Below are 18880 nucleotides of genomic sequence, written 5' to 3'. Positions count from 1 at the left end.
GGTGCTGGCGGGGGCGAGCAGCGGCCTTAAAAGCGGTAGCTGACACCCAGCCGCACGGTGCGGGGCTGCTGCGGCGTGCGCTGGGTGCCGTCGATTACCGACAAGGGGTTGCCGAGCGAAAAACGGTTCGCCTGGCCATTGAGCAGGTTGGCAGCATCCAGCGACAGCGTGATGGGACCGCGCGACCATGCCGCCGCCGCGTTGAGCTCGACATAATTGCCCTGCGGCAGGTGCAGATCGCCTACCCCGAGCCAGGAGCGTCCGACGTACCGCGCGGTACTCCGGAGCAGGAGCCGGCTACCGTCTCGCAATGCCCATTCGCGCTCGGCGGCGGCGTGCACCGTGATCGCGGGCGTGTTCGGCAGTGCCTGCGGCCTATCGCCGGCAAACGCTTCGTTCGGGCGGTCCAGCACGGCGCGGGTGAGAAGCATCGCGCCGGACAGCCGCCACCCACCCGGCGACCGCCAGTTGAGACTGGCTTCCAAGGCATGGATCCTGCCGCTGCCGATATTGACCGTGATCGGCCCAGCGGCGGTATAGAGATCCGACTGGATCCGCCGCCAATTGGTCGTGGACACGGAAAGGGTACCGGACAGGCCATCCGCGCCGGTGCCCATGCGCAGCCCGGCCTCCACCGTATCGAGCGTATCCGGACGATACACCACGAAGCCAGACAAGGGCGCGCCATCAAAATTGGCCAGCGCGTTGAGGGCATACCCGCCCCGCCGATAGCCCCGCTGGTACCGCAAATAGGCCGTAAGCCGCGGTACCGGTGCCCAACTGATCGCAGCGCTTGGCAGGAAGCTGACATCGCCCGCGCCCGGCACGTCGACCGACGCTTCCAGGTCGGAGACGCCTTCAGGCAGAATATTCGTTCCCTTCAGGTCGCTATAGGCAGCGCGGCCACCGATCGTCGCCTGCAGCCGCGGCGCGATCGGCACGGTCGCTTCGCCGAACAGGGCGATGTCGGTCACGCGATTGCCCACGCCGCGAAACGGCTGGTCGATATCGGCAATTTTCAACGATTGCGTTAGTCGGTCATCGCTCAGCGTGGCATAGGCACCGAGCACGATGCCGGTACCGTCATCACCCCGCTGTGAAAGCCGAACCTCGCCATTGTACACGCGCACGCGGTTGTCCGTCGCCGTGCCCGAAATGACAGGATCGCCGGATTGCGTTGCCTCATACAGGGCGGTCAGATGATTGTTGATCACCGAGAAGGCCGCCGTCAGCGTCTGCCCGTCGGCCCAATCGTGCCTAGCCGCCACATAGGCGAGGCGGAAGTCGTTGAGCGCCGGCTGGGCGATCGCCGACCGCCGCGACAGCGGCGGATTGCCTGTCTCGGAATATTGCCCGTCCGCATGATAAATGCGCTGGTACACGCCGCCGATGTCGATGGTCCAACCATTGCCGGGCCGGAACCGCAGCACCCCGCGCCCGCCGGCGAGATCGGTGCGATTGACGTTCCGCCGCCTGCGCAGCACGTCATCGATATAGCCGGGATCGCGCCCGCCATAGCCGACCAGCCGCAGCGCCGCGCGGTCCCCGACCGGCGCATTGAGCATGGCCATCGCATCGCCACCGATACCGCCATGCGAAACCAGCGTCGTTCCGCCGGCAACCTCACCTTCCCACGTCCCCAGCTTGGGCGTTCGCGGTGTGACGCGGACGATGCCGCCCAGCGCCCCTGCGCCGTAGAGTGTGCCTTGCGGCCCTTCCAGCACCTCGACACGATCCATATCGTACAGTGCCAGATTGGGGTCGGGGGCGCTGTAGTTGAGCTGCACGTCGCCCAGATACTGGCCGACAGTCGCCTGGCTGGCGCCGGTGAAGCTGCTGTCGGCAACGCCCCGCACGAACAGCTTCTCGCGGCCGGGTCCCAGAGTGGTCGCCGCCAGAAAAGGCAGGGCCGCGACGATGGCCCTGCTGTCCCGCGCCACGCCGGCGCCCAGCGCCAGCCGATCTTGGTCCAGCACCCAGGCCGATCCGGGATAGCGGCGCAGCTCCGTCCCTCGCTTGGTGGCGGTCACGACGATGTGCGCAGGCTCAGGCTCCACGGACCGGGGTGGTGGTGGTGGCGCTTGGCGTTCGGGTCGGGCGGGCACGGGGATCCGCTCGATGCGGTACACGCCGACTCCCGACCGCACGCTGCGCATCCCGGTACCCTGCAGCACCCTTGCCAGCGCTTCTTCCACGGTCATCCGGCCGTGAATGGGCCGGCGCAGCATCCAGCGCGCCAGATCCGGATCGGTCGTTGCCACGCTCACGCCAGCCTGGCTGCCGACCGCGATGATCGCGCTGGCGAGCGGGCCCGCTGGAATGTGGAAGGTCAGCGGCGCACTCGCTTCCTGCCGGCGCGGACCAGCAACCGCCGCCATCGGTGAAGTGGCGACTAGCATGCAGGCGATCCCCAGCCCGGTGCGGCACCGGGCGGACTGTCCCTTGGGGCGGGTCATGCAGCAGGTGCGGTCACGGTGCGCGGACAAGCCTCCGTTCGCCATCTACCTTTTCGACCCGCACCGGCAGCAATGCCTCGATCTGCCGGTCTACCGCCGCAGGATCGCCGATGGTGAGCACGCCGCTGACGCGCAGGCTGCGGAGGTCGGGCGAAACGCTGACCCGGGTTCCGGTGTAGCGCTCCAGATCATGGGCGACCGTCTCGATCGGGCTGTCCGAATAGATCAGGCGTCCCTTGGCCCAGGCCAGCGCGTCGTCGGGTGCGATCTTCTCCACCCGATCGGCGGTGTCGCCAGCGACGCGGCGCAGACCGGTGCCGGCCGGAAGGCGCGTCACCGCGCCGCCGTCCTGCGCCGGAGAAACCGCGACCAGTCCGCGCCGCACGGCCACGCCGAACGTGCCGTTCTGGCTGAGCACGTCGAATTCGGTGCCCAGCACGCGCACTTCGCGGCCGGCTGCGGCCACGGTGAACGGGCGCGACGGCTCGTGATGCACGTCGAAGATCGCTTCGCCCGAGCGCAGTTCGGCAGTGCGCACCTTGTCGCCCAGCGTCACGGTCAGCTCGGTATTCCGGTTCAGCGTCAGCCGTGAACCGTCCGCCAGCGCGACGACCTTGGTGGACGTGCCGTCGGTGCGATAGGTCTGCGCCGCAGGATCGCCGAGATGGCCCAACTGGGGCAAGCCGATCACTGCCGCCACCGAAGCCGCCGCCGCGATCCCAACCGGCAGCCACCATCGCGCCACCCTGCGCTGCTTCGCCGCGCGGTGGGCGTCCAGCGACACGATCTCGGCCGGTGCATCGGCTGCCGCGGGCGCGATCGGCGGCAGCGCCTCTGCGGCGATCCAGAGCCGCTCTACCTTGGCATAGGCCTCGGCATGGGCCGGGTCCGCTTCCATCCAGGCCAGGTGGTCGAGCCATGGCTGCTCGTCCTCACAGTCCTGCAACCGGAAGAACCATTCGACCGCCGCTTCTTCAGCATCAACGCGTGCCATCACCTGTTCGTCCCGTTGAAATTCTGCCCCGACAAGACGATGGACGAAGCCAGCCGCCATGCGCCGCAAGACCAAGGTTGGCGTCGCCAGGTCATCGGCCGACGCTCGCCACCAGGTGCCGCATCGCCCGCATCATGTGCTTTTCGATGAGGCTGCGCGAAACCCCCATGCGCTCCGCCACCTCGGCGTGCGAGAGCCCTTCCAGCTTGTGCATGCGGAAGCTCTGCTGCACCGCTTCTGGCAGTTCGCCCAGCGCCCGTTCGATATGGCGGACCTGGTCGCGCGCGATCAGCGCTTCGTCTGCCGGCACGGTGTCGCTCACGTCCTCGCCGCTATCGGTGACGACATGATGGGTTTCGCGCCACGCATGATCGCGCGCCGCCCGGGATTGGTTCTGGCGCAATCGATCCAGCATGATGTTGCTACCCAGCCGATAGAGGTAACCACCGGGGTTGCGGATATCCTCATCGGGCAGGGTCGCGATGCGGACATAGACTTCCTGGAGCAGATCCTCTGCCTCCACCTCGCCGACCCGCTTGGAAAAGTAATGCAATAGCGCCGTCCGTCGCGCCAGAAATGCCGCGATCAACGCAGAAGGTTCGGGCATGGACCGGGTACGCGCCTTTCCGCTGGAACTGAGGCAAGCATCGCTGCGCATAGCTGCGGAAGGCCGACGGGCCAAGTGGGGGATTGTGCGGACGGCGCGAGCCCCCTGGTGCAGGGCCACGGCTCAGTGCCACACTGTCATGCGGGCGACGGTCACGAGTACCCAGACGGTCCCGACCAGTGCCGCCCAGGACGCAAATGCCGCGAGCAGAATGATAGCAAGCCGCGAGCGGGCCGGTAGCTTCTCGATCAGCGTGTCCTCACCCTGCTCATGCACATGGAGGAACGCCAGGTGCAGAACCTGCTCCGCTTTCGCCATCCAGTCGAAATTGCTGTCGTGATGCATGGTTGCTCTCCACCTGCGCTGCCGGCGGGCGGCAGCGATCTTCGCGTGGGAGAGGAAGCGCCCGCCCACGGGGAGCGGGCGGGCGCCCACCTCAGCGCTTGGGCGAGGTGGCCGGAGGCTTCGCCTTGTCCTGCCTTGCCTGTTTGTGCGGCTTCGGCAGGTGCGACGGGGGGACCGCTTTCTTGCTGGCCTGGCCTTGCGCGGGTGTCTGCGCCAGGGCCGGCGTGCCTACAAAGGCAACGGCCAGCGTGGCGACGAACGTCCATCCGGTAATCTTCATGATAGACCCTTCTTATCGTTCTGGATCGCGCTTCATCGGCGCGTCCGATCCCATGACGGAGGCGCACCCGCAGAGCCGGACGACGGCCTGGAATTTTTCGCGTCCCCGGCGTGACGCGCATCCGGCATGCGGCGCGCACGCCGCGGCTTCGTCGATAGCCAACCCCGACATGCCGTCGGGACGGAAAGGATGAACGATGCGCTACATGCCCCTTTGCGTGCTTGCCGCCCTGGTCTCCACCTGCGCGCTGGTTCCGCCAGCCCTGGCGCAGCGCGGGCAGCGGGACGGGTATATTGTCGGAAGCGTCCGCGGCTATCACCATGGCTATGGCGACGGCTATGGCGAGGGCCACGACGACGGCTATGCCGAAGGGGGTGCTGACGGCTATGATCATGGCCGCGGCGACGGCTATCGCAGCGGCTATGCGGACGGCCGGCGCGACGGCAGCCTGCAGCGGGATCCCTGCCGTTCCACCGGTGCGCAAGGCGCCGTGATTGGCGCGATCGGCGGTGGCCTCGGCGGCCATCTGCTCGCGGGCGCAGATGACAAGTTGATCGGAACGATGCTGGGTGCGCTGGCCGGCGGCGTGGTCGGGGATGCCGTGCACCGTCGTGACCGCTGCCGCTGAAATTAAATGTCGAAAGCTTTGCGGCACCTGCGGCACGACTTCGTCGAAGAAGCGAAGGCTCGCAACAAAGCGAACCGATCCTCAAAGCAAGGTGTATACATGAACGTGATGTACAAGCGCGTGGCTGGTCTAACCGCATTTGGCGGAATGCTGTTCGCCATAGCGCCGGCCATGGCGCAGAGCTCTGCGCAGGGGCCCTATGTCGTCGGCCGCATCGGATCGCAGGTCGACGGTGACTTGAAGTTCAAGGGCAAGGACATCGCCGCCCCCTCTACCCTGCCACGCAACGTCGACCTGCGCAGCGGCAAGGCGTTCGAAGGCGGTGTCGGTTACGATTTCGGCAATGTCCGCGTGGAAAGCACGATTGGCTACACCGCCGCCAATGTCGATGCGTCGCAGCTCAACACGGGGGGCCTAACCACCCGTGGCCGCACCAAGACGCTGAGCCTCGGCGTCGCGGGCTATTACGATATCGATACCGGCACCCGGTTGCGTCCGTTTGTCGGCGGCGGCATCGACGCCGTCCGCGTGACCGAACGCCTGACCCGCCTTTCCGCCACCGGCCAGGGTAGCAGCATTGCCGGCCGCGACTGGGGGTTCCGCTGGCACCTGGATGCGGGCCTCGGCTACCAGCTGACGGAAAAGACCACGCTCGAACTCGCCGCGCGCTATGCGGAAAGCTCCAGTCTCAAATTCGCCGGACGGCTGCCGCTCGCGGCGGGCGGCAGCAGCGCCGCTACCTATCGGCCGAAGCTCTCGGCTACCTCGGTTACCGTCGGACTGCGCCAGCGCTTCTGACGGCGGCGCCGGCGATTGGCTCCCCCCTGGTCCAGTCGCCGGCTCCAACCGGAATTCGGCGAAGTCCACTCGAATCAAGGCTAGCTGTTTGGTCCCGGGATTTGGTGGTGCGGATTTGATGTGAAGCGTGCTGGCTCGAGCTGCCAAGCCTTGCAGATGGCTTCGTAGGGTGTCAGGCCTCGCAGGGTCTTCAATCTGCGGCCGAAGTTGTAGGCGGCGACGAAGTCGCCGAGGTGCTGCCGCACCTGGCCGCCGCTGGCGATGTTCAAAGCCTTGCTTCTGCCGATCTGGTACGATCTGTCTGACGTGAAATTGGAGGCGCTCGACGATCGAGCCTCATCTCGCCGCTTCTGCGGCTTCTCCGCCACCGAGGCGACGCCCGAGCGAACTGCACTCGTCAGATTTCGTTGGCTGCTGGTTGCTGGCCAGATGGACCGGTCGCTGTTCGAAACAGTGACTGCGCAGCGCAAATCAAAGGCGGTGACGGTCAAGACCGGTACGCTGCTCGATGTCACGATCATCACCTCGGCCAGTGAAGGCGATGCCAACGCGCGCTGGGCAAAAAACGAGGGCAAGCCGGCTGTTCACGGCTACAAGGCCACCGGCACGCCCGTTCCGATCGGCGCGACGAACCTGATCGTCCGCGACTTCACCGGCGACAAGTGGCGCGGCCGCCACATGACCGGCGAGCCCTGGAGCCAGCGCGACTTTATCGAGAAGTTCGGCATCATCCGCGCCCACGCCGCCGCCCAGGCACGCGAGCAGGGCAACGAGGATCTGGCCGAGCGACTGGAAGGCCTGGAGTTCCGCGACGCCCGCCGCGCCTGCGTGACGCGCCTGGCAAACCTCGGCATGTCGGTGCCGACGATCGCGGCGATCACCGGCCACCGTATCAAGACGGTCGAGCGGATTATCGAAACCTACTTGGTCCGCATCGCGGCACAGGCCGGCCGGGGCATCGTCGCCCTGCTCGGCGCCGAGCGGGCGCTGAAGGAACGGAAGGACGGGCAGGCATGAGCAAGGAAGTGAATGGCAAAGCCCTCCGTGCGTCGTGCGGCGATTGCCTCCGCGTTAAAGACTTCGCGACATGGCAGGAGCGGGATGCCTTCCGATGCCCCTGCGGCGCGCCGGAATATAGCTATTGCTCCTCCCCCAATTGCGCCGCCCTGATCGACGCTTTGGAGGCCGGCCTCTTCGATCATTATGTGGTGCGGCCGGACATCGATATCCGCACATGGACAACTGAAGGTGGCGCCATCTGCGAGACGGTGCCGTAACAGTCGGAATTCCGATTTCGGAAAAGTCGGAATGCGCTTGGCGCCAGAAACGACAAAAGCCGCCAACCCATTGGGTCAGCGGCTTTTTTGTTGGTTGCGGGGGCAGGACCATCTAGGAGACCGCACACTTTATAACCACTTGATTTGTAGAGGTATTTTTCATACCACCCGTTGTTGTACCCCTGATGATACCCCAAGTTCTCGTGAATTCGATGTAGCGCCCACGACGCGCGACGAGCTGCCGCAGGTAAACATAACTAAGTCTCTCGTTCGCCAAAATTTTTCAAAGTGTAAGCGCAACGTACAAATGTCACTCATCCGCCAGATAGAAATGTCGCAATCTCTGGTCGGCGCCCTCCGAGTGGCATGCCGCCCGAGCAGTTGGGGCACGCTGATGACGGTGGTCGGGATGAGCCGGAGCGAGTTGTCACGGTACGAAACGCTGCTGCGCGTCGAGCGCGGCGAGATCACCGCAAGCGAGGCTGGCGAGTTGCTCAGGCTATGCCGGCGCCAGGTCTATCGGCTGCTCGACAGGTTCCGCGCTGACGGCGCCGCTGGCCTGATATCCCGGAAGCGCGGTCGGCCGATCACCCCATCCACAGCATCTGAACGGCGGTCACCGCCAACAGCCCTGCGACAAGCAGGCGAAAGCGCGCCACCGAAAGCGTCTCGATTAGCCGCTTGCCGACCCAGGTGCCGGCGACCATCGCCACGCTCATGCCTGCAGCAAGGGACCAGAAGGCCCCATCGAGAACAATCACGCGTTGGTATACCGCCCATTTCACGAGGTGCATGGCAACCGCCGTGGTCGCTTCGCTCGCCACATAGGCTACTGGCGGCAGGTCCAGCGACAGGAAGATCGCTGCACCGATCAGCCCCGCACTACCGACGAGGCCCGAAAGCAGACCCACCACGGCGCCCCCGCAGATCAGCAGTTGCGGCGATGGCCGGAAGTTCAAGCCCCGCAGCTTCAGGATGACGAACAGCAAAATTGCGGCACCCAGGCACCGCACGGTCAGCGCCTTGGGAAGCGCAGTAAACCACCAAGCGCCCAGCGCCGCTGCGGGAAGCGCAGGGGCCAGGAACAACAGCACCGGTCGCCACCGGATTTCCCGCCATCCAAAGGCCACGCGGGACAGGTTGCCGACGAGTTGGGCGATCGTCAGCAGCGGTACCGCCAGCGTCACCCCTACGGCTTGGTTGAGCAGCGGAAGGAGTAGCAATGCCCCTCCGAAGCCCGCCGAACCGGAGATCACAGCGGCGACAAAGGAACCGATCAGGAGTGCGCAGATCGCGAGCATGGCGTCGCAACCTCCCTCAATGCGCCATCAGCAGCGGCATGTCGGCGGCGGCAAGAATGTGCCGGGTAGTGCCGCCGAGCAGCCATTCGATCAGCTGATTATGGCGATAGGCGCCGGTCACCAGCAGATCCGCCTCGACCGCCTTCGCTTCGGCTACCAGCTGGGCGCCGAGATTGTCGCCAACCCGGGGCACGATGCGCCGTTCGTGGCGGATGCAGATGCTGTCGAGCAGCGCTTCGAGCTGGAGCGCTGGATCGCCCGCCTTGCCAACATGGATAGCGGTGACTCGCTCGGCCACCCGCAGCCATGGGGCCGCGTGCTCGATGGCGTGCCGGGCATTGTCGCTGTCGCTCAGCCCCACTGCCATATGGGCGAAGCGGGTTCGGCCGTTGGCGCGCCATCCCGGCGGCACGATCAGCGCAGGCTTGTCGGTGGAGAAGATCGCCGCGTGCAGCGCGTCGGCCGTGTCCATGGTCCGCTCGCGCGCAATCACGATCAGCGCATCGGCCTTTGCCGCTTCCTGCGTCACGACCGCCTCCTCCGTGCCGACGATCGACCACCATTCCATCCTTGGCGTGGGCTCCCCTGCCTCGGCATGCCAAGAGACAAAGGCGGCATGCGCTGCGTCAGCGCGCTCCTGCGCTGTGCCCTCATCGCGCTCGCGGAGCTGCTGGAATGCGATTTCTTCGCTTGGTGCGACGATATGCTCCGGATCTACAACCACGTTAAGCGCCTCGACCGAGGCGCCACCCAGCGATGTCGCTGCGATGGCGGCGGCGTCGAGGCAAGCCGGTGCGCTATCCGCGCCGACGATGATGGCGAGCAGCTTCATGGCATTCTCTCCTTCGGCGGGATGCTTTCAGTCGGGCTCGGCGACGAACAAATCGGGCAAGGCATCCTCGTGGCGCACGCCCTGCGGCCCTACGCGCCATTGCTCCAGGTGCTTGTAGACGATCACCTTGTCGGCAAGCAGCGCACCGTGCGTCTCGCAGAATCTCTCGAGTTCGCCGCGTTGCCCGATCAGCTCGACGCACATGGTCAAATGCGGGTCGGCCAGTTCCGCGCCATTTTCGCGCATCGGGCCGTGATTGCTGTACCCATAGTGGGTGTGGTGGGCGACGGCATTGAGGATACCGTCGCGCTTGGCCTGGGCGACGAGCGCGCGGTACAGCGGCTTGCGCGACCAGCGCGTCGCTCCCGGTGCCTTGTCCGACGGCTTCATGTAGATTCGGATCATGCCGATCTCGCTCGGCGTGACTCGGTGCTGGGGAGAAGACATCAACGCTCCTTCGTGGTCGCTGGGGTGGAAATCGGCGGTGGGGCTCGGCGCGCGCTACGCGCTTCGCGCAACGTCGCGGCGCCGGCGGATAGGCGCGAGGCGCGCTTGGGTACCGCGATCCGCTGCGACAGATAAATGCCGTTATGGCCCGAACAGATGTAGGCGACGAAGCAGGCGACCGCGATCGGCACCGCATGCGTGGCGCCGAACAGCTCAATGCCCATGATCGTGCAGGCGAGCGGCGTGTTGGCCGCGCCGGCGAACACCGCGACGAAGCCAAGCCCTGCGAACAGGTCAATCGGTGCGCCGAGCAGCCCGCCCAGTGCATTACCTAGCGCCGCGCCGATGAAGAACAGAGGCGTCACCTCGCCGCCTTTGAAGCCGGCGCTGAGCGTGACGACGGTGAAGAGCATCTTGAGCGCCCAGCTCCAAGGGTCGATCGGTCCCGTGAAGAACCCGGCGATTGTCGGGTCGCCAGGGATAGCAGACCAGACCCCGAGCCCGAGATAGCCGCGCGTACCGATTATCCAGACCAGCACGATCACCAGCACGCCGCCCAACGCTGCCCGCAACGGACCATAGGGAATGCGCGCCTTCAAAAGGCCTCCCAGCGCATGGTTTGCCTCGGCAAATACCAAGCCCGCCACGCCGAAGAACACGCCGGCCAGCGCAGCCTTGGCGAGCAGCAGCGGCTCGACCAGCAGCGCACCGCCGACCGCACCCGGGGTAGCGATATGGTAGGGCGTGTGGTGAATCCCCCACGCATGGCATGTCCAGTCTCCGACCAGCGCAGCGAGCAGGCACGGCACGATGCCTGCATATTCGACGCGGCCTACCGCCAGCACCTCTAACGCGAACACCGCTCCCGCCAGCGGCGTGCCGAACACCGCGCCGAACCCCGCCGCTACGCCAGCCATCAGTAGGATGCGCACGCTGGGCGCATCGAGCCGGAAGCGGGTCGCCACCGCACTGGCGAGGCTGCCGCCCAGTTGCACCGCAGTCCCCTCGCGTCCCGCGGATCCGCCGAACAGGTGCGTCGCGATGGTGCCGAGGAACACGAGGGGCGCCATCCGCAACGGCACGCCGCCGCCGGGGTCATGGATCTGCTCGACGATCAGATTGTTGCCAGCCTCCACCGATCGCCCGAGCCAGTGGTAGAGCAGTGCGATTCCAGCGCCACCCAGCGGCAGCAGGTATAGCAGCCAGGGATGATCGAACCTCGCCTTCGTCGCCGCGTCCAGGCTCCACAGGAAAGCCGCGCACAGCGTACCGACCATTACCGCCATTGGCATGAGGAGCAGCATCCAGCGCAGCACCGACAGCGCGTGGTCATGACGGTCGCGGAAGAATGCCACCAGGTTGAACTGATCGATCAGGGTACGGAAAGTAGCGCGCACGATTCCTCCTTGCCGCCTTGCGGCGCTTGGTAGGAATCATCGGCCCTTGCGAGGGCGGTTCGGCCAAAGCCCGGCGGAAATCCATCGCCGTTGCCGCGCATATGCGGATGGGCCGCTAGTTCGTCAATGCCGACGATACACAGGCCGCAGAAGCTCTCTCGTAATCGGGTCCGGCAACTGACAGAGATCGCGAGCAGAACGCCGCCATACAGCGTGCGCGTTCACATGCGGAAACAGGGTTGTCGCTCAGGGTGTCGAAAATCATGTTTTTTCCGTCAGAGCGTCATGCTGCCTCTCCGGCCTCGGTGCTCACATTCGCTACTTCTGAAAAATCGCTTGGCTCAGTAGGAAACCAGGTTGAGGACGAATCCGTCCGTAGGCTCTTGCTCCATTCCATATTTCCTATATCGTGGAATTATCGAATCGGGAGGGTCTATGAGCAAGTATGGTTTCGCAGCGCGTGCACTCGCCTTCGGGCAGACTCTAGCGCTTTTGCTTACCCCGCTGGGTGCATCTGCCCAGACCACAGCTACTCCGCTTGGAATCACCGTTCAGGGTCCCCGTGGATGGGAAATGATCTGCCACGTAAAGCCGGTTGGAGAGAACGAAGTCGTTCGCTTCCTGACCCCTGACCGCCCAAGCCTACAGATGCCGAACGCGCGCACCGCGTCGTGCGCGTTCACCAATCATGGGGGAGCGCCCCTGACGGTAACGATCGTTGCCCCGGCCTCAAAGTGCCCGCTGAAGAGCGACGATGCGAGCCAATGCGTGCAGACCTTCCGAAAGGGTGCCGCAGGTTCCTTTGAGCTGAAGCCGTAATCGCGACCGAACGGCGCAGCGGTGCTTGGTCTTCTCGCCATATCCAGTAGACAGGAAATATGGAACTGAAGAACGCCGTCGCAGCACTGTCCGCCCTTGCCCACGAAGGGCGTCTCGCCGCGTTCCGCCTGCTCATTCAGGCAGGCAAGGACGGGATGCCTGCAGGGGAGATCGCGCGCCAGCTTGAGGTGCCTCCGAACACGCTTTCGGCGAGCCTGAACATCCTGTCGAACGCCGATCTGATTGAGGGCAAGCGTCAGGGACGTTCGATCATCTATACCGCGCGGTACGAGGAGATGACCGAGCTTCTGGAGTTCCTGATGCACGATTGCTGCGGCGGGCGCCCCGAAATTTGCGCGTCACTGGCCGATATCGTGCTGCGCAGTCACTGTAGTGTGGAGACATCCATCTGATGGGCGAACTTACCAATGTGCTCGTGCTTTGCACCGGCAACAGCGCGCGCTCGATCCTGGGCGAGGCAATCGTCAATCACTTGGGCAAGGGCCGTTTCCGGGGCTACTCCGCCGGCTCATTCCCGAAGGGACAGGTACACCCCGGCGCTCTGCGGCTTCTTGAACGCCACGGCTATTCGACCGAGGGGCTTTGCTCGAAAAGCTGGGACGAGTTCAGCGGGAGCGACGCACCCCGGATCGATGTCGTCATCACGGTCTGCGACAATGCAGCAGGCGAGGTCTGCCCGATCTGGCCAGGTCACCCGATCAAGGCGCACTGGGGCCCGCCCGACCCGGCGGCAATCGTCGGTGACGACGAAGCCGTCGATGCGGCTTTCGAAGAGGCGCATACAGCGTTGACGCAGCGGTTCGCCAAGCTGGTTGAGCTTCCGATCCTCGACCGGGAGGTGCCGGCCATGGCCATCCGCCAGCGGCTGCAGGCGATTCACGACGACCTCCTCGAAGAGTCCAACCTGAACCTTGGGAATTTCGCATGACGGACATCATCGTCTACCACAATCCTGCCTGTGGAACGTCACGCAACGTCCTTGGCCTGATCCACAACGCCGGCATCGAGCCGCATGTGATCGAATATCTGAAGACTCCGCCGACGCGGGCGCTTCTCGTGCAACTGATCGAACGCGCTGGCATGCGGCCACGTGACCTGCTGCGCGAGAAGGGCACGCCCTATGCCGAGCTGGGACTTGGAAACGAGGCGCTATCGGACGAGACACTCATTGACGCGATGATGGAACATCCAATCCTGATCAATCGCCCGCTTGTAGTGTCGCCACTCGGCGTAAAGCTCTGCCGGCCTTCCGAAGCTGTGCTCGACCTTCTGCCATCGCCGCAGCTTGGCGCCTTCGCGAAGGAAGACGGCGAACAGGTGGTCGATGCTGCCGGACAGCGGCTTGTCTGATGCTGCTGCTCGCGACTGCGATCTTTCTCGCCACAATCACGCTGGTCATCTGGCAGCCCAAGGGCCTGGGCATTGGCTGGAGCGCCATGGGCGGCGCTGCGCTGGCGTTGTTATGCGGCGTTGTCGGCCTGAGCGATGTGCCGGTGGTCTGGGGTATCGTCTGGAATGCCACCGCCGCCTTCGTTGCGATCATCATTATCAGCCTCTTGCTCGACGAAGCTGGGTTCTTTGAATGGGCAGCGCTGCACGTCGCGCGATGGGGCGGCGGCGATGGGCGTCGGCTGTTCGCAATGATCGTCCTGCTCGGCGCCGCGGTGTCGGCGCTGTTTGCCAATGATGGTGCCGCGCTGATCCTGACGCCGATCGTCATCGCGATGCTCCGCGCCCTCGGCTACAAAGAGAGGGCGATGCTCGCCTTCGTGATGGCAGCCGGTTTCATCGCCGACACCGCCAGCTTGCCGCTGGTGGTTTCCAACCTGGTCAACATCGTCTCGGCCGACTTCTTCCATGTGGGCTTCGGCACCTATGCGGCCGTGATGGTCCCCGTTGATCTCGCCTCGATCGCGGCAACCCTGGGGGTGCTGCTGCTGTTCTTCAGGCGCGATCTGCCGGGGCGCTACGATGTCGACCAGCTGCGCGCCCCCCGCGAAGCCATTCGTGATGCCAGTACCTTCCGGGCCGGTTGGGTCGTTCTTGCGCTGCTTCTTGCCGGCTTCTTCCTGCTGGAGCCGCTGGGCGTGCCGGTAAGCGCGGTCGCTGCTGCCGGTGCGGTGCTGTTGCTGGTGATCGCTGGCCGCGGCCACGTCATCACCACCCGAAAGGTGCTGCGCGGGGCACCCTGGCAGGTCGTCATCTTCTCGCTGGGCATGTACCTGGTCGTCTACGGCCTACGAAATGCCGGCCTGACCGAGCATCTGGCGGCGCTGCTGGATCATACCGCCGCTGGCGGCATCTGGGGAGCGGCGCTTGGCACGGGCATCATCGCGGCCGTGCTGTCGTCGATCATGAACAACATGCCGACCGTTCTGGTTGGTGCCTTGTCGATCGATGCCGCGCACGCAACCGGCGCGGTCAAGGAAGCGATGATCTACGCCAATGTAATCGGCTGCGATCTTGGTCCCAAGCTGACGCCGATCGGCTCCCTGGCGACGCTTCTCTGGCTTCACGTGCTGGCGCAGAAGGGCATTCGTATCGGTTGGGGGTATTACTTCCGCGTCGGCGTCACGCTGACGATACCGGTCCTGCTCATCACCCTGGCGGCGCTGGCGCTGCGGATCAGCCTGACATGAGCTGGCTTCGTCACCCGTCGTGCCCACTACCGATGGACGATTGTGCATGCCCCTCCGAACGCTGAACGATCCCGATTACCTGCCGGCCCTGGACCAAGCGTATGTCCGCCAGCGGCCTGCCCTTGGGTTGGGCGCGGGCGATCCGCCGCCCCGCATCCTGCTGCTGTCCGGTTCGCTGCGTGAACGCTCCTATTCGCGGTTGTGCATCGAGGAAGCGGCGCGGCTGCTGCAGTTTTTCGGTTGTGAAACGCGCATCTTCGACCCTGCGACACTGCCGTTGCCCGATCAGGTGGCCGGCGACGATCACCCTGCGGTTCACGAGCTGCGCGAACTTTCGCTTTGGTCGGAAGGCCAGGTCTGGTGCAGCCCTGAGCGGCATGGCCAGATTACCGGCATCATGAAGACGCAGATTGATCATCTGCCCCTCGCCATGGGCGGCATGCGCCCCACGCAGGGCCGCACGCTGGCCGTGATGCAGGTATCGGCGGGCTCGCAGTCGTTCAACAGCGTGAACACGCTGCGCGTGCTCGGCCGCTGGATGCGGATGTTCACCATCCCCAATCAATCCTCGGTAGCCAAGGCCTTCAACGAGTTCGATGATGCGGGCCGCATGAAACCGTCGAGCTATTATGATCGCATCGTTGATGTGATGGAGGAGCTGGTTCGCTTCACCGTGCTGCTGCGCCCGCACGTCGACCAGTTGGTCGACCGTTATTCTGAGCGGAAGGAGGCCGGCTTGCCAATCGATCCCACCTCGGATCTGTCGAGCATCGCCATCGCGCCGCAGGGAACGCGCGCTTGAGCGCCGTTTCCGTGCGGCCGGCAACCGTAGCCGACGCCGCCGGCGTGCATGCCATCTACGCGCCAGTCGTCGCGCATACAACGATCTCGTTCGAAGAAGTGCCTCCGTCGATCACAGAGATGGCGGCCCGCATCGAAGCGACGTCCAAGGACTACCCGTATCTTGTCGCGGAGCGAGATGGCGCGGTTCTGGGCTATGCCTATGCCAGTCAGCACCGGACCCGCGCGGCCTATCGCTGGTCTGTCGATGTCACCGTCTACATTGCCGATGAAGCACGGCGATCGGGGGTGGGCACCGCCCTCTATGCCCACCTCTTTCCTGAATTGGCGGAGAGAGGGTTCCATGCCGCCTTCGCTGGCATCGCTTTGCCCAACCCGGGGAGCATCGCACTTCACGAGCGAATGGGGTTCACAGCTCTGGGCGTCTATCGAGAGGTCGGCTCAAAATTTGGGCGCTGGCACGATGTTGGGTGGTGGCAGCGGCTGCTTTGACAAAGCGATCGCTGCGGCCAGCCACCACTGCTGACGCCCTCCTGCGGACCAATGTACGACAAACAGGTGTTTCTCGTACATCCGCAACCGCCGTTAACCGAGAGCCGCGCCTCCTGTTTGATATTCGGCCTTGAGCGTGAGCTGCCTGTCCTCTCTTTTGCTGAAGCGGCCATCGACGCCTACCCGATAGCACGAGCATCAGCGCTGAGGCGATGTGACCGAGCCCGCTGCGTGCGCAGCGGGTCCGGGGACAGGAGCCGGGAGTGTGGGGCATCAGCGGGGGCAGCGCTGCGCTATGAGGATGGCTCCACGCAGCCCCCGCTGCCAGTAGCGTTGTGCCATTTCTATCTTGCTGCGGAATGCGCCTTTTCTAACTGGCGGCAACGGGGAAAATCTTCAATCGAGCCTAGCGTTCGAAATTTTGATGGAGCAGTTCACCGTGCCAACGAGCTGCTCGGCGCGTTTCCGGCAACCTTGAAGAACGTCAGCGTTATCCTTTGAAAGCCGAGCGGCCTCAGCGAGCGCCTGCGCCTGCTGCGGGTTGGCAACCCGCAGCAGGCGCACGCCCGCGTCCCAAGGTGTCCGCCTGAGCATTGCTGCAGCCCGTTCCTCTGGCCAATGCCAGCTCTCGGGCGCGAGCTGAGCGATAACGGTCGGGACGGCGGTGCCGGAGACGAAGCCTACCAATAGCGCCAATGCGGCTGCCCCCGAGATCCACAGCTTCTGGGCCTTCGCGGAATGGGCCGACGCGACCATCCCCTTCAGCTCCTGCACTGCACCGACAAGCGCATGGCTGGCGCCGTTCCACGCCCGATGATCGTCTGCACGCCCCTGCGTGCCCGCCGTTTCAATCTGCCTGGCGACATCCTGCGGCGTCAGCGTCATCGCCGGGCGCTTGGCAAGAATGTTGATAGCACCGCAAACCTTGTCGTAGCCGTCTCGGATCTTCTCCAGGTCAGGCCCATAGTCACGCGCATGCAGCTCCTGCTGTCGCGCGGCGAAGCCATCGACCGCTGCGGTCAGCCCGGCAAGCTTGCGCGACATGTCGTTGAACGCCTGGACGGTCTGGTCTGCTTCTACGGGATGTTCGTGGATTCCCATGGCTACATTCCAATCCCAAGGCCCCGATCGCGATCGATCGAGAAGGTGAGCTGCCGGATGATCGAGCGGGTGCGGGCATCATCGCCGAGCGCCCGACTGACGCCGCCGTCGCGGCTACCCGGCGCCCATTCCGGCGACCACTGTCGGCCGAACAGCTGACTGCCCCGTCGGCTGAGCGCCGCGCCTAGCGCCGGGTCTTTCTCCAGCCCCTTTGCCATCGAGCGCATGGCATTCTCGACACCGGCGCGCTTCTCTTCATTCTCCCACCCGCTCAGCTTGCCCCGCCGCGCCTGAAGCTGCTGCCAGGCCTGCACGAACCGGTCTGCACGCAGCTCAGGGTTGGCGCGCACCTCTGATTCCAGCTGCATCTGGCGAATGGCATTGGCGGTGCGGCCATTGGCGGCTTCGCTGATCAGCCCCGGCGTCCGCTCGAACGCCATGTCGAGATCGTGCGCGCCGTGGGGATGCAGCGCGTTGACCGCCTCGGCGGTGCGCGCAAGCGCCGCCTTCTGAACTTCGAGCGGCGAACGGCCCTGCCCGGTCATACGGCCTGCATCCTGCACGGCACGCGCATAGCCTTCGACCGCCCGCTCCAGTTTCTGCGTTGCGGATGCCTCGGGCGCAGTCGCCGGCATCGACAGCCTGAGCCCATCAAAGCGCAGCTTTGTGGGCGCTCGCTCCGGCTCGGGGATGGACAGCCGCAACCCGTCAAACATGCTTCGGCGCCGTGCCGGTGCAGGCGCGCTGCGCTCGGGTTCGTCAATCGGCTCTTTGGCAAGCGTATCGAGGATGCGCGACCGTTCAACGCCGCGCCGGGCGGCGAAGCGCTCGGCAACAGCATCATAGTCGAGGGCATTGTCCTTCGGCCGATCGCGCGACAGGGTACGAGCGAGCTTGCCCTGGTCGGCGAAGTCGTCACGACCATAATGGAGTTGCACCGCGTCGCGGTGGCGTGACAGCGCAACATAGGCAGCGTGCCGGTCAAGCCCTGGCGTCGCCAGCACATGCACCCGGTCGACGGTGACACCCTGCGCCTTGTGGATCGTGGCCGCATAGCCGTGGGTGACATCGCCATAGTTCTTGTGGTCGAAGGCGACCTGACGACCATCGTCCAGCCGCACCGCCATGCGGGCGTGATCGACCTGTTCGATGGTGCCGAGACTGCCATTCTTCACACCCAGGCTGCGTTCGTTGCGCAGGAACATGACCCTGTCGCCAGCCCCAAACAAGCGTTCTCCACGCGTGGTTTCGACAGCGATATCAGCATCTAAGGACCCACTGCGTTTCATCGCGTCCCGGGCCAGCGCATTCAGTTCATCGCATTCCTGGTTGGTGTGGGTGAGAATCATGCGTGACGCACCCGGATCGGCGATCCGCTCTCGGTCCCAGCGCCCGATCAGCGCCGATCTGGCCTCGACTCGGGTCTCCGATTCGATGACCATGCCGGCCTCCGCATAGGCCTCCAGCGCCTCAGCCGTGCGACCGGTAGCGAGCTGCCGCGTGGCCAGCCGCTGCCAGTCTTCGCGCTGCCGGCGAATGTCGGTGATCTCGATGGCGCCATGCCGTTCGGCGAACGACCGAAACGCCGCCCCCGCTTCGATGGCCTGCAACTGCTCGGGATCGCCGACCAGCACCACCTTGGCGC

The 18880-nt window shown here is 65.0% G+C and carries 21 protein-coding genes, 2 pseudogenes and 1 riboswitch; of the genes and pseudogenes, 11 read left to right on the top strand and 12 right to left on the bottom strand.

Annotated features, from left to right (window positions below):
* Positions 1-26: 26 nt before the first annotated feature.
* From SAZ01S_RS01980 to SAZ01S_RS01960, 5 genes are all read right to left on the bottom strand, one after another.
* Positions 27-2486, bottom strand: coding sequence for a TonB-dependent receptor (locus SAZ01S_RS01980; RefSeq protein WP_167693041.1), 2460 nt, complete (start codon positions 2484-2486; stop codon positions 27-29).
* On the bottom strand, positions 2470-3450 hold the full coding sequence (locus tag SAZ01S_RS01975) for a FecR family protein (RefSeq protein WP_167693040.1): 981 nt from the start codon (positions 3448-3450) through the stop codon (positions 2470-2472). Before SAZ01S_RS01975 ends, SAZ01S_RS01980 begins: the two co-directional genes overlap by 17 nt.
* A gap of 91 nt (positions 3451-3541) precedes the next feature.
* A complete protein-coding gene (locus SAZ01S_RS01970; protein WP_084579539.1) occupies positions 3542-4057 on the bottom strand; it encodes an RNA polymerase sigma factor in 516 nt (171 codons plus the stop codon).
* Positions 4058-4180: 123 nt separating this feature from the next.
* Positions 4181-4402: a hypothetical protein gene (locus SAZ01S_RS01965; RefSeq protein WP_139809896.1), complete on the bottom strand. Its 222-nt coding sequence runs from the start codon at positions 4400-4402 to the stop codon at positions 4181-4183.
* A gap of 91 nt (positions 4403-4493) precedes the next feature.
* Complete coding sequence (locus SAZ01S_RS01960; protein ID WP_084579535.1) at positions 4494-4682, bottom strand: hypothetical protein; 189 nt, start codon at positions 4680-4682, stop codon at positions 4494-4496.
* Positions 4683-4878: 196 nt separating this feature from the next.
* Between SAZ01S_RS01960 and SAZ01S_RS01955 the strand changes: the two genes are divergently transcribed.
* Together SAZ01S_RS01955 and SAZ01S_RS01950 are read left to right on the top strand one after the other, a co-directional pair.
* Positions 4879-5310, top strand: coding sequence for a glycine zipper 2TM domain-containing protein (locus tag SAZ01S_RS01955; protein WP_084579534.1), 432 nt, complete (start codon positions 4879-4881; stop codon positions 5308-5310).
* 6 nt (positions 5311-5316) lie between these two features.
* Positions 5317-6108, top strand: coding sequence for an outer membrane protein (locus SAZ01S_RS01950; RefSeq protein ID WP_084579532.1), 792 nt, complete (start codon positions 5317-5319; stop codon positions 6106-6108).
* Between the two features lie 80 nt (positions 6109-6188).
* Here SAZ01S_RS01950 and SAZ01S_RS01945 read toward each other — a convergent pair.
* A pseudogene (locus tag SAZ01S_RS01945) lies at positions 6189-6356 on the bottom strand (IS481 family transposase); the annotation flags it as partial.
* Between the two features lie 25 nt (positions 6357-6381).
* On the opposite strand from SAZ01S_RS01945, the gene SAZ01S_RS24265 reads away from it, so the two are divergent.
* The 3 genes and pseudogenes from SAZ01S_RS24265 to SAZ01S_RS24640 all read left to right on the top strand — a co-directional run.
* On the top strand, positions 6382-7125 hold the full coding sequence (locus tag SAZ01S_RS24265; RefSeq protein ID WP_218018005.1) for a transposase: 744 nt from the start codon (positions 6382-6384) through the stop codon (positions 7123-7125).
* Positions 7122-7385: a hypothetical protein gene (locus SAZ01S_RS01935; protein ID WP_084579528.1), complete on the top strand. Its 264-nt coding sequence runs from the start codon at positions 7122-7124 to the stop codon at positions 7383-7385. Before SAZ01S_RS24265 ends, SAZ01S_RS01935 begins: the two co-directional genes overlap by 4 nt.
* A pseudogene (locus tag SAZ01S_RS24640) lies at positions 7312-7962 on the top strand (helix-turn-helix domain-containing protein); the annotation flags it as partial. The gene SAZ01S_RS01935 and the pseudogene SAZ01S_RS24640, both read left to right, overlap by 74 nt.
* Before the next feature lie 10 nt (positions 7963-7972).
* On the opposite strand, the gene SAZ01S_RS01925 reads toward SAZ01S_RS24640, so the two are convergent.
* The 4 genes from SAZ01S_RS01925 to SAZ01S_RS01910 are packed head-to-tail and all read right to left on the bottom strand — an operon-like array spanning position 7973 to position 11362.
* Complete coding sequence (locus tag SAZ01S_RS01925; protein WP_084579526.1) at positions 7973-8686, bottom strand: sulfite exporter TauE/SafE family protein; 714 nt, start codon at positions 8684-8686, stop codon at positions 7973-7975.
* Between the two features lie 16 nt (positions 8687-8702).
* Positions 8703-9518 (bottom strand): universal stress protein, encoded by an 816-nt coding sequence (locus SAZ01S_RS01920; RefSeq protein WP_245824508.1) that lies wholly within the window; start codon positions 9516-9518, stop codon positions 8703-8705.
* Between the two features lie 27 nt (positions 9519-9545).
* Entirely contained in the window at positions 9546-9965 is a 420-nt protein-coding gene (locus SAZ01S_RS01915; protein WP_084579524.1) for a DUF190 domain-containing protein, read from the bottom strand.
* The gene (locus SAZ01S_RS01910) at positions 9965-11362 is read right to left on the bottom strand and encodes a voltage-gated chloride channel family protein (protein ID WP_084579522.1); all 1398 of its coding nucleotides are present in this window, start codon (positions 11360-11362) and stop codon (positions 9965-9967) included. Before SAZ01S_RS01910 ends, SAZ01S_RS01915 begins: the two co-directional genes overlap by 1 nt.
* 23 nt (positions 11363-11385) lie before the next feature.
* A riboswitch (Fluoride riboswitch) is annotated at positions 11386-11460 on the bottom strand.
* A 780-nt stretch (positions 11461-12240) separates the two neighbouring features.
* Between SAZ01S_RS01910 and SAZ01S_RS01905 the strand changes: the two genes are divergently transcribed.
* From SAZ01S_RS01905 to SAZ01S_RS01880, 6 genes are read left to right on the top strand one after another with little or no spacing between them, the layout of a single operon-like run.
* Positions 12241-12594: an ArsR/SmtB family transcription factor gene (locus SAZ01S_RS01905; protein WP_084579520.1), complete on the top strand. Its 354-nt coding sequence runs from the start codon at positions 12241-12243 to the stop codon at positions 12592-12594.
* Positions 12594-13130 carry an arsenate reductase ArsC gene (locus SAZ01S_RS01900; RefSeq protein ID WP_084579518.1) on the top strand — a complete coding sequence of 179 codons (537 nt, stop codon included), beginning with the start codon at positions 12594-12596 and terminating at the stop codon, positions 13128-13130. The genes SAZ01S_RS01905 and SAZ01S_RS01900 overlap by 1 nt, the downstream gene beginning before the upstream one ends.
* Positions 13127-13552, top strand: a complete 426-nt coding sequence (gene arsC / locus SAZ01S_RS01895) for an arsenate reductase (glutaredoxin) (protein WP_084579516.1) — start codon at positions 13127-13129, stop codon at positions 13550-13552. The genes SAZ01S_RS01900 and arsC overlap by 4 nt, the downstream gene beginning before the upstream one ends.
* A gap of 2 nt (positions 13553-13554) precedes the next feature.
* Positions 13555-14841 (top strand): arsenic transporter, encoded by a 1287-nt coding sequence (locus tag SAZ01S_RS01890; protein ID WP_084579619.1) that lies wholly within the window; start codon positions 13555-13557, stop codon positions 14839-14841.
* A gap of 46 nt (positions 14842-14887) precedes the next feature.
* Positions 14888-15643, top strand: a complete 756-nt coding sequence (gene arsH / locus SAZ01S_RS01885) for an arsenical resistance protein ArsH (protein WP_084579514.1) — start codon at positions 14888-14890, stop codon at positions 15641-15643.
* Complete coding sequence (locus tag SAZ01S_RS01880) at positions 15640-16134, top strand: arsinothricin resistance N-acetyltransferase ArsN1 family B (protein WP_084579512.1); 495 nt, start codon at positions 15640-15642, stop codon at positions 16132-16134. Before arsH ends, SAZ01S_RS01880 begins: the two co-directional genes overlap by 4 nt.
* Before the next feature lie 396 nt (positions 16135-16530).
* On the opposite strand, the gene SAZ01S_RS01875 is transcribed toward SAZ01S_RS01880, so the two are convergent.
* Positions 16531-17235 carry a DUF6118 family protein gene (locus SAZ01S_RS01875; protein ID WP_084579510.1) on the bottom strand — a complete coding sequence of 235 codons (705 nt, stop codon included), beginning with the start codon at positions 17233-17235 and terminating at the stop codon, positions 16531-16533.
* Between the two features lie 2 nt (positions 17236-17237).
* A partial coding sequence (locus tag SAZ01S_RS01870) for an AAA family ATPase (protein WP_167693038.1) occupies positions 17238-18880 on the bottom strand: 1643 nt, incomplete at its 5' end.

Origin of the sequence: Sphingomonas azotifigens NBRC 15497, from assembly GCF_002091475.1 — a bacterium.
Taxonomy (GTDB): Bacteria; Pseudomonadota; Alphaproteobacteria; order Sphingomonadales; family Sphingomonadaceae; genus Sphingomonas; species Sphingomonas azotifigens.
Note: the sequence above shows the minus strand (reverse complement) of the source record. Positions and strands in the feature narration are given on the sequence as shown.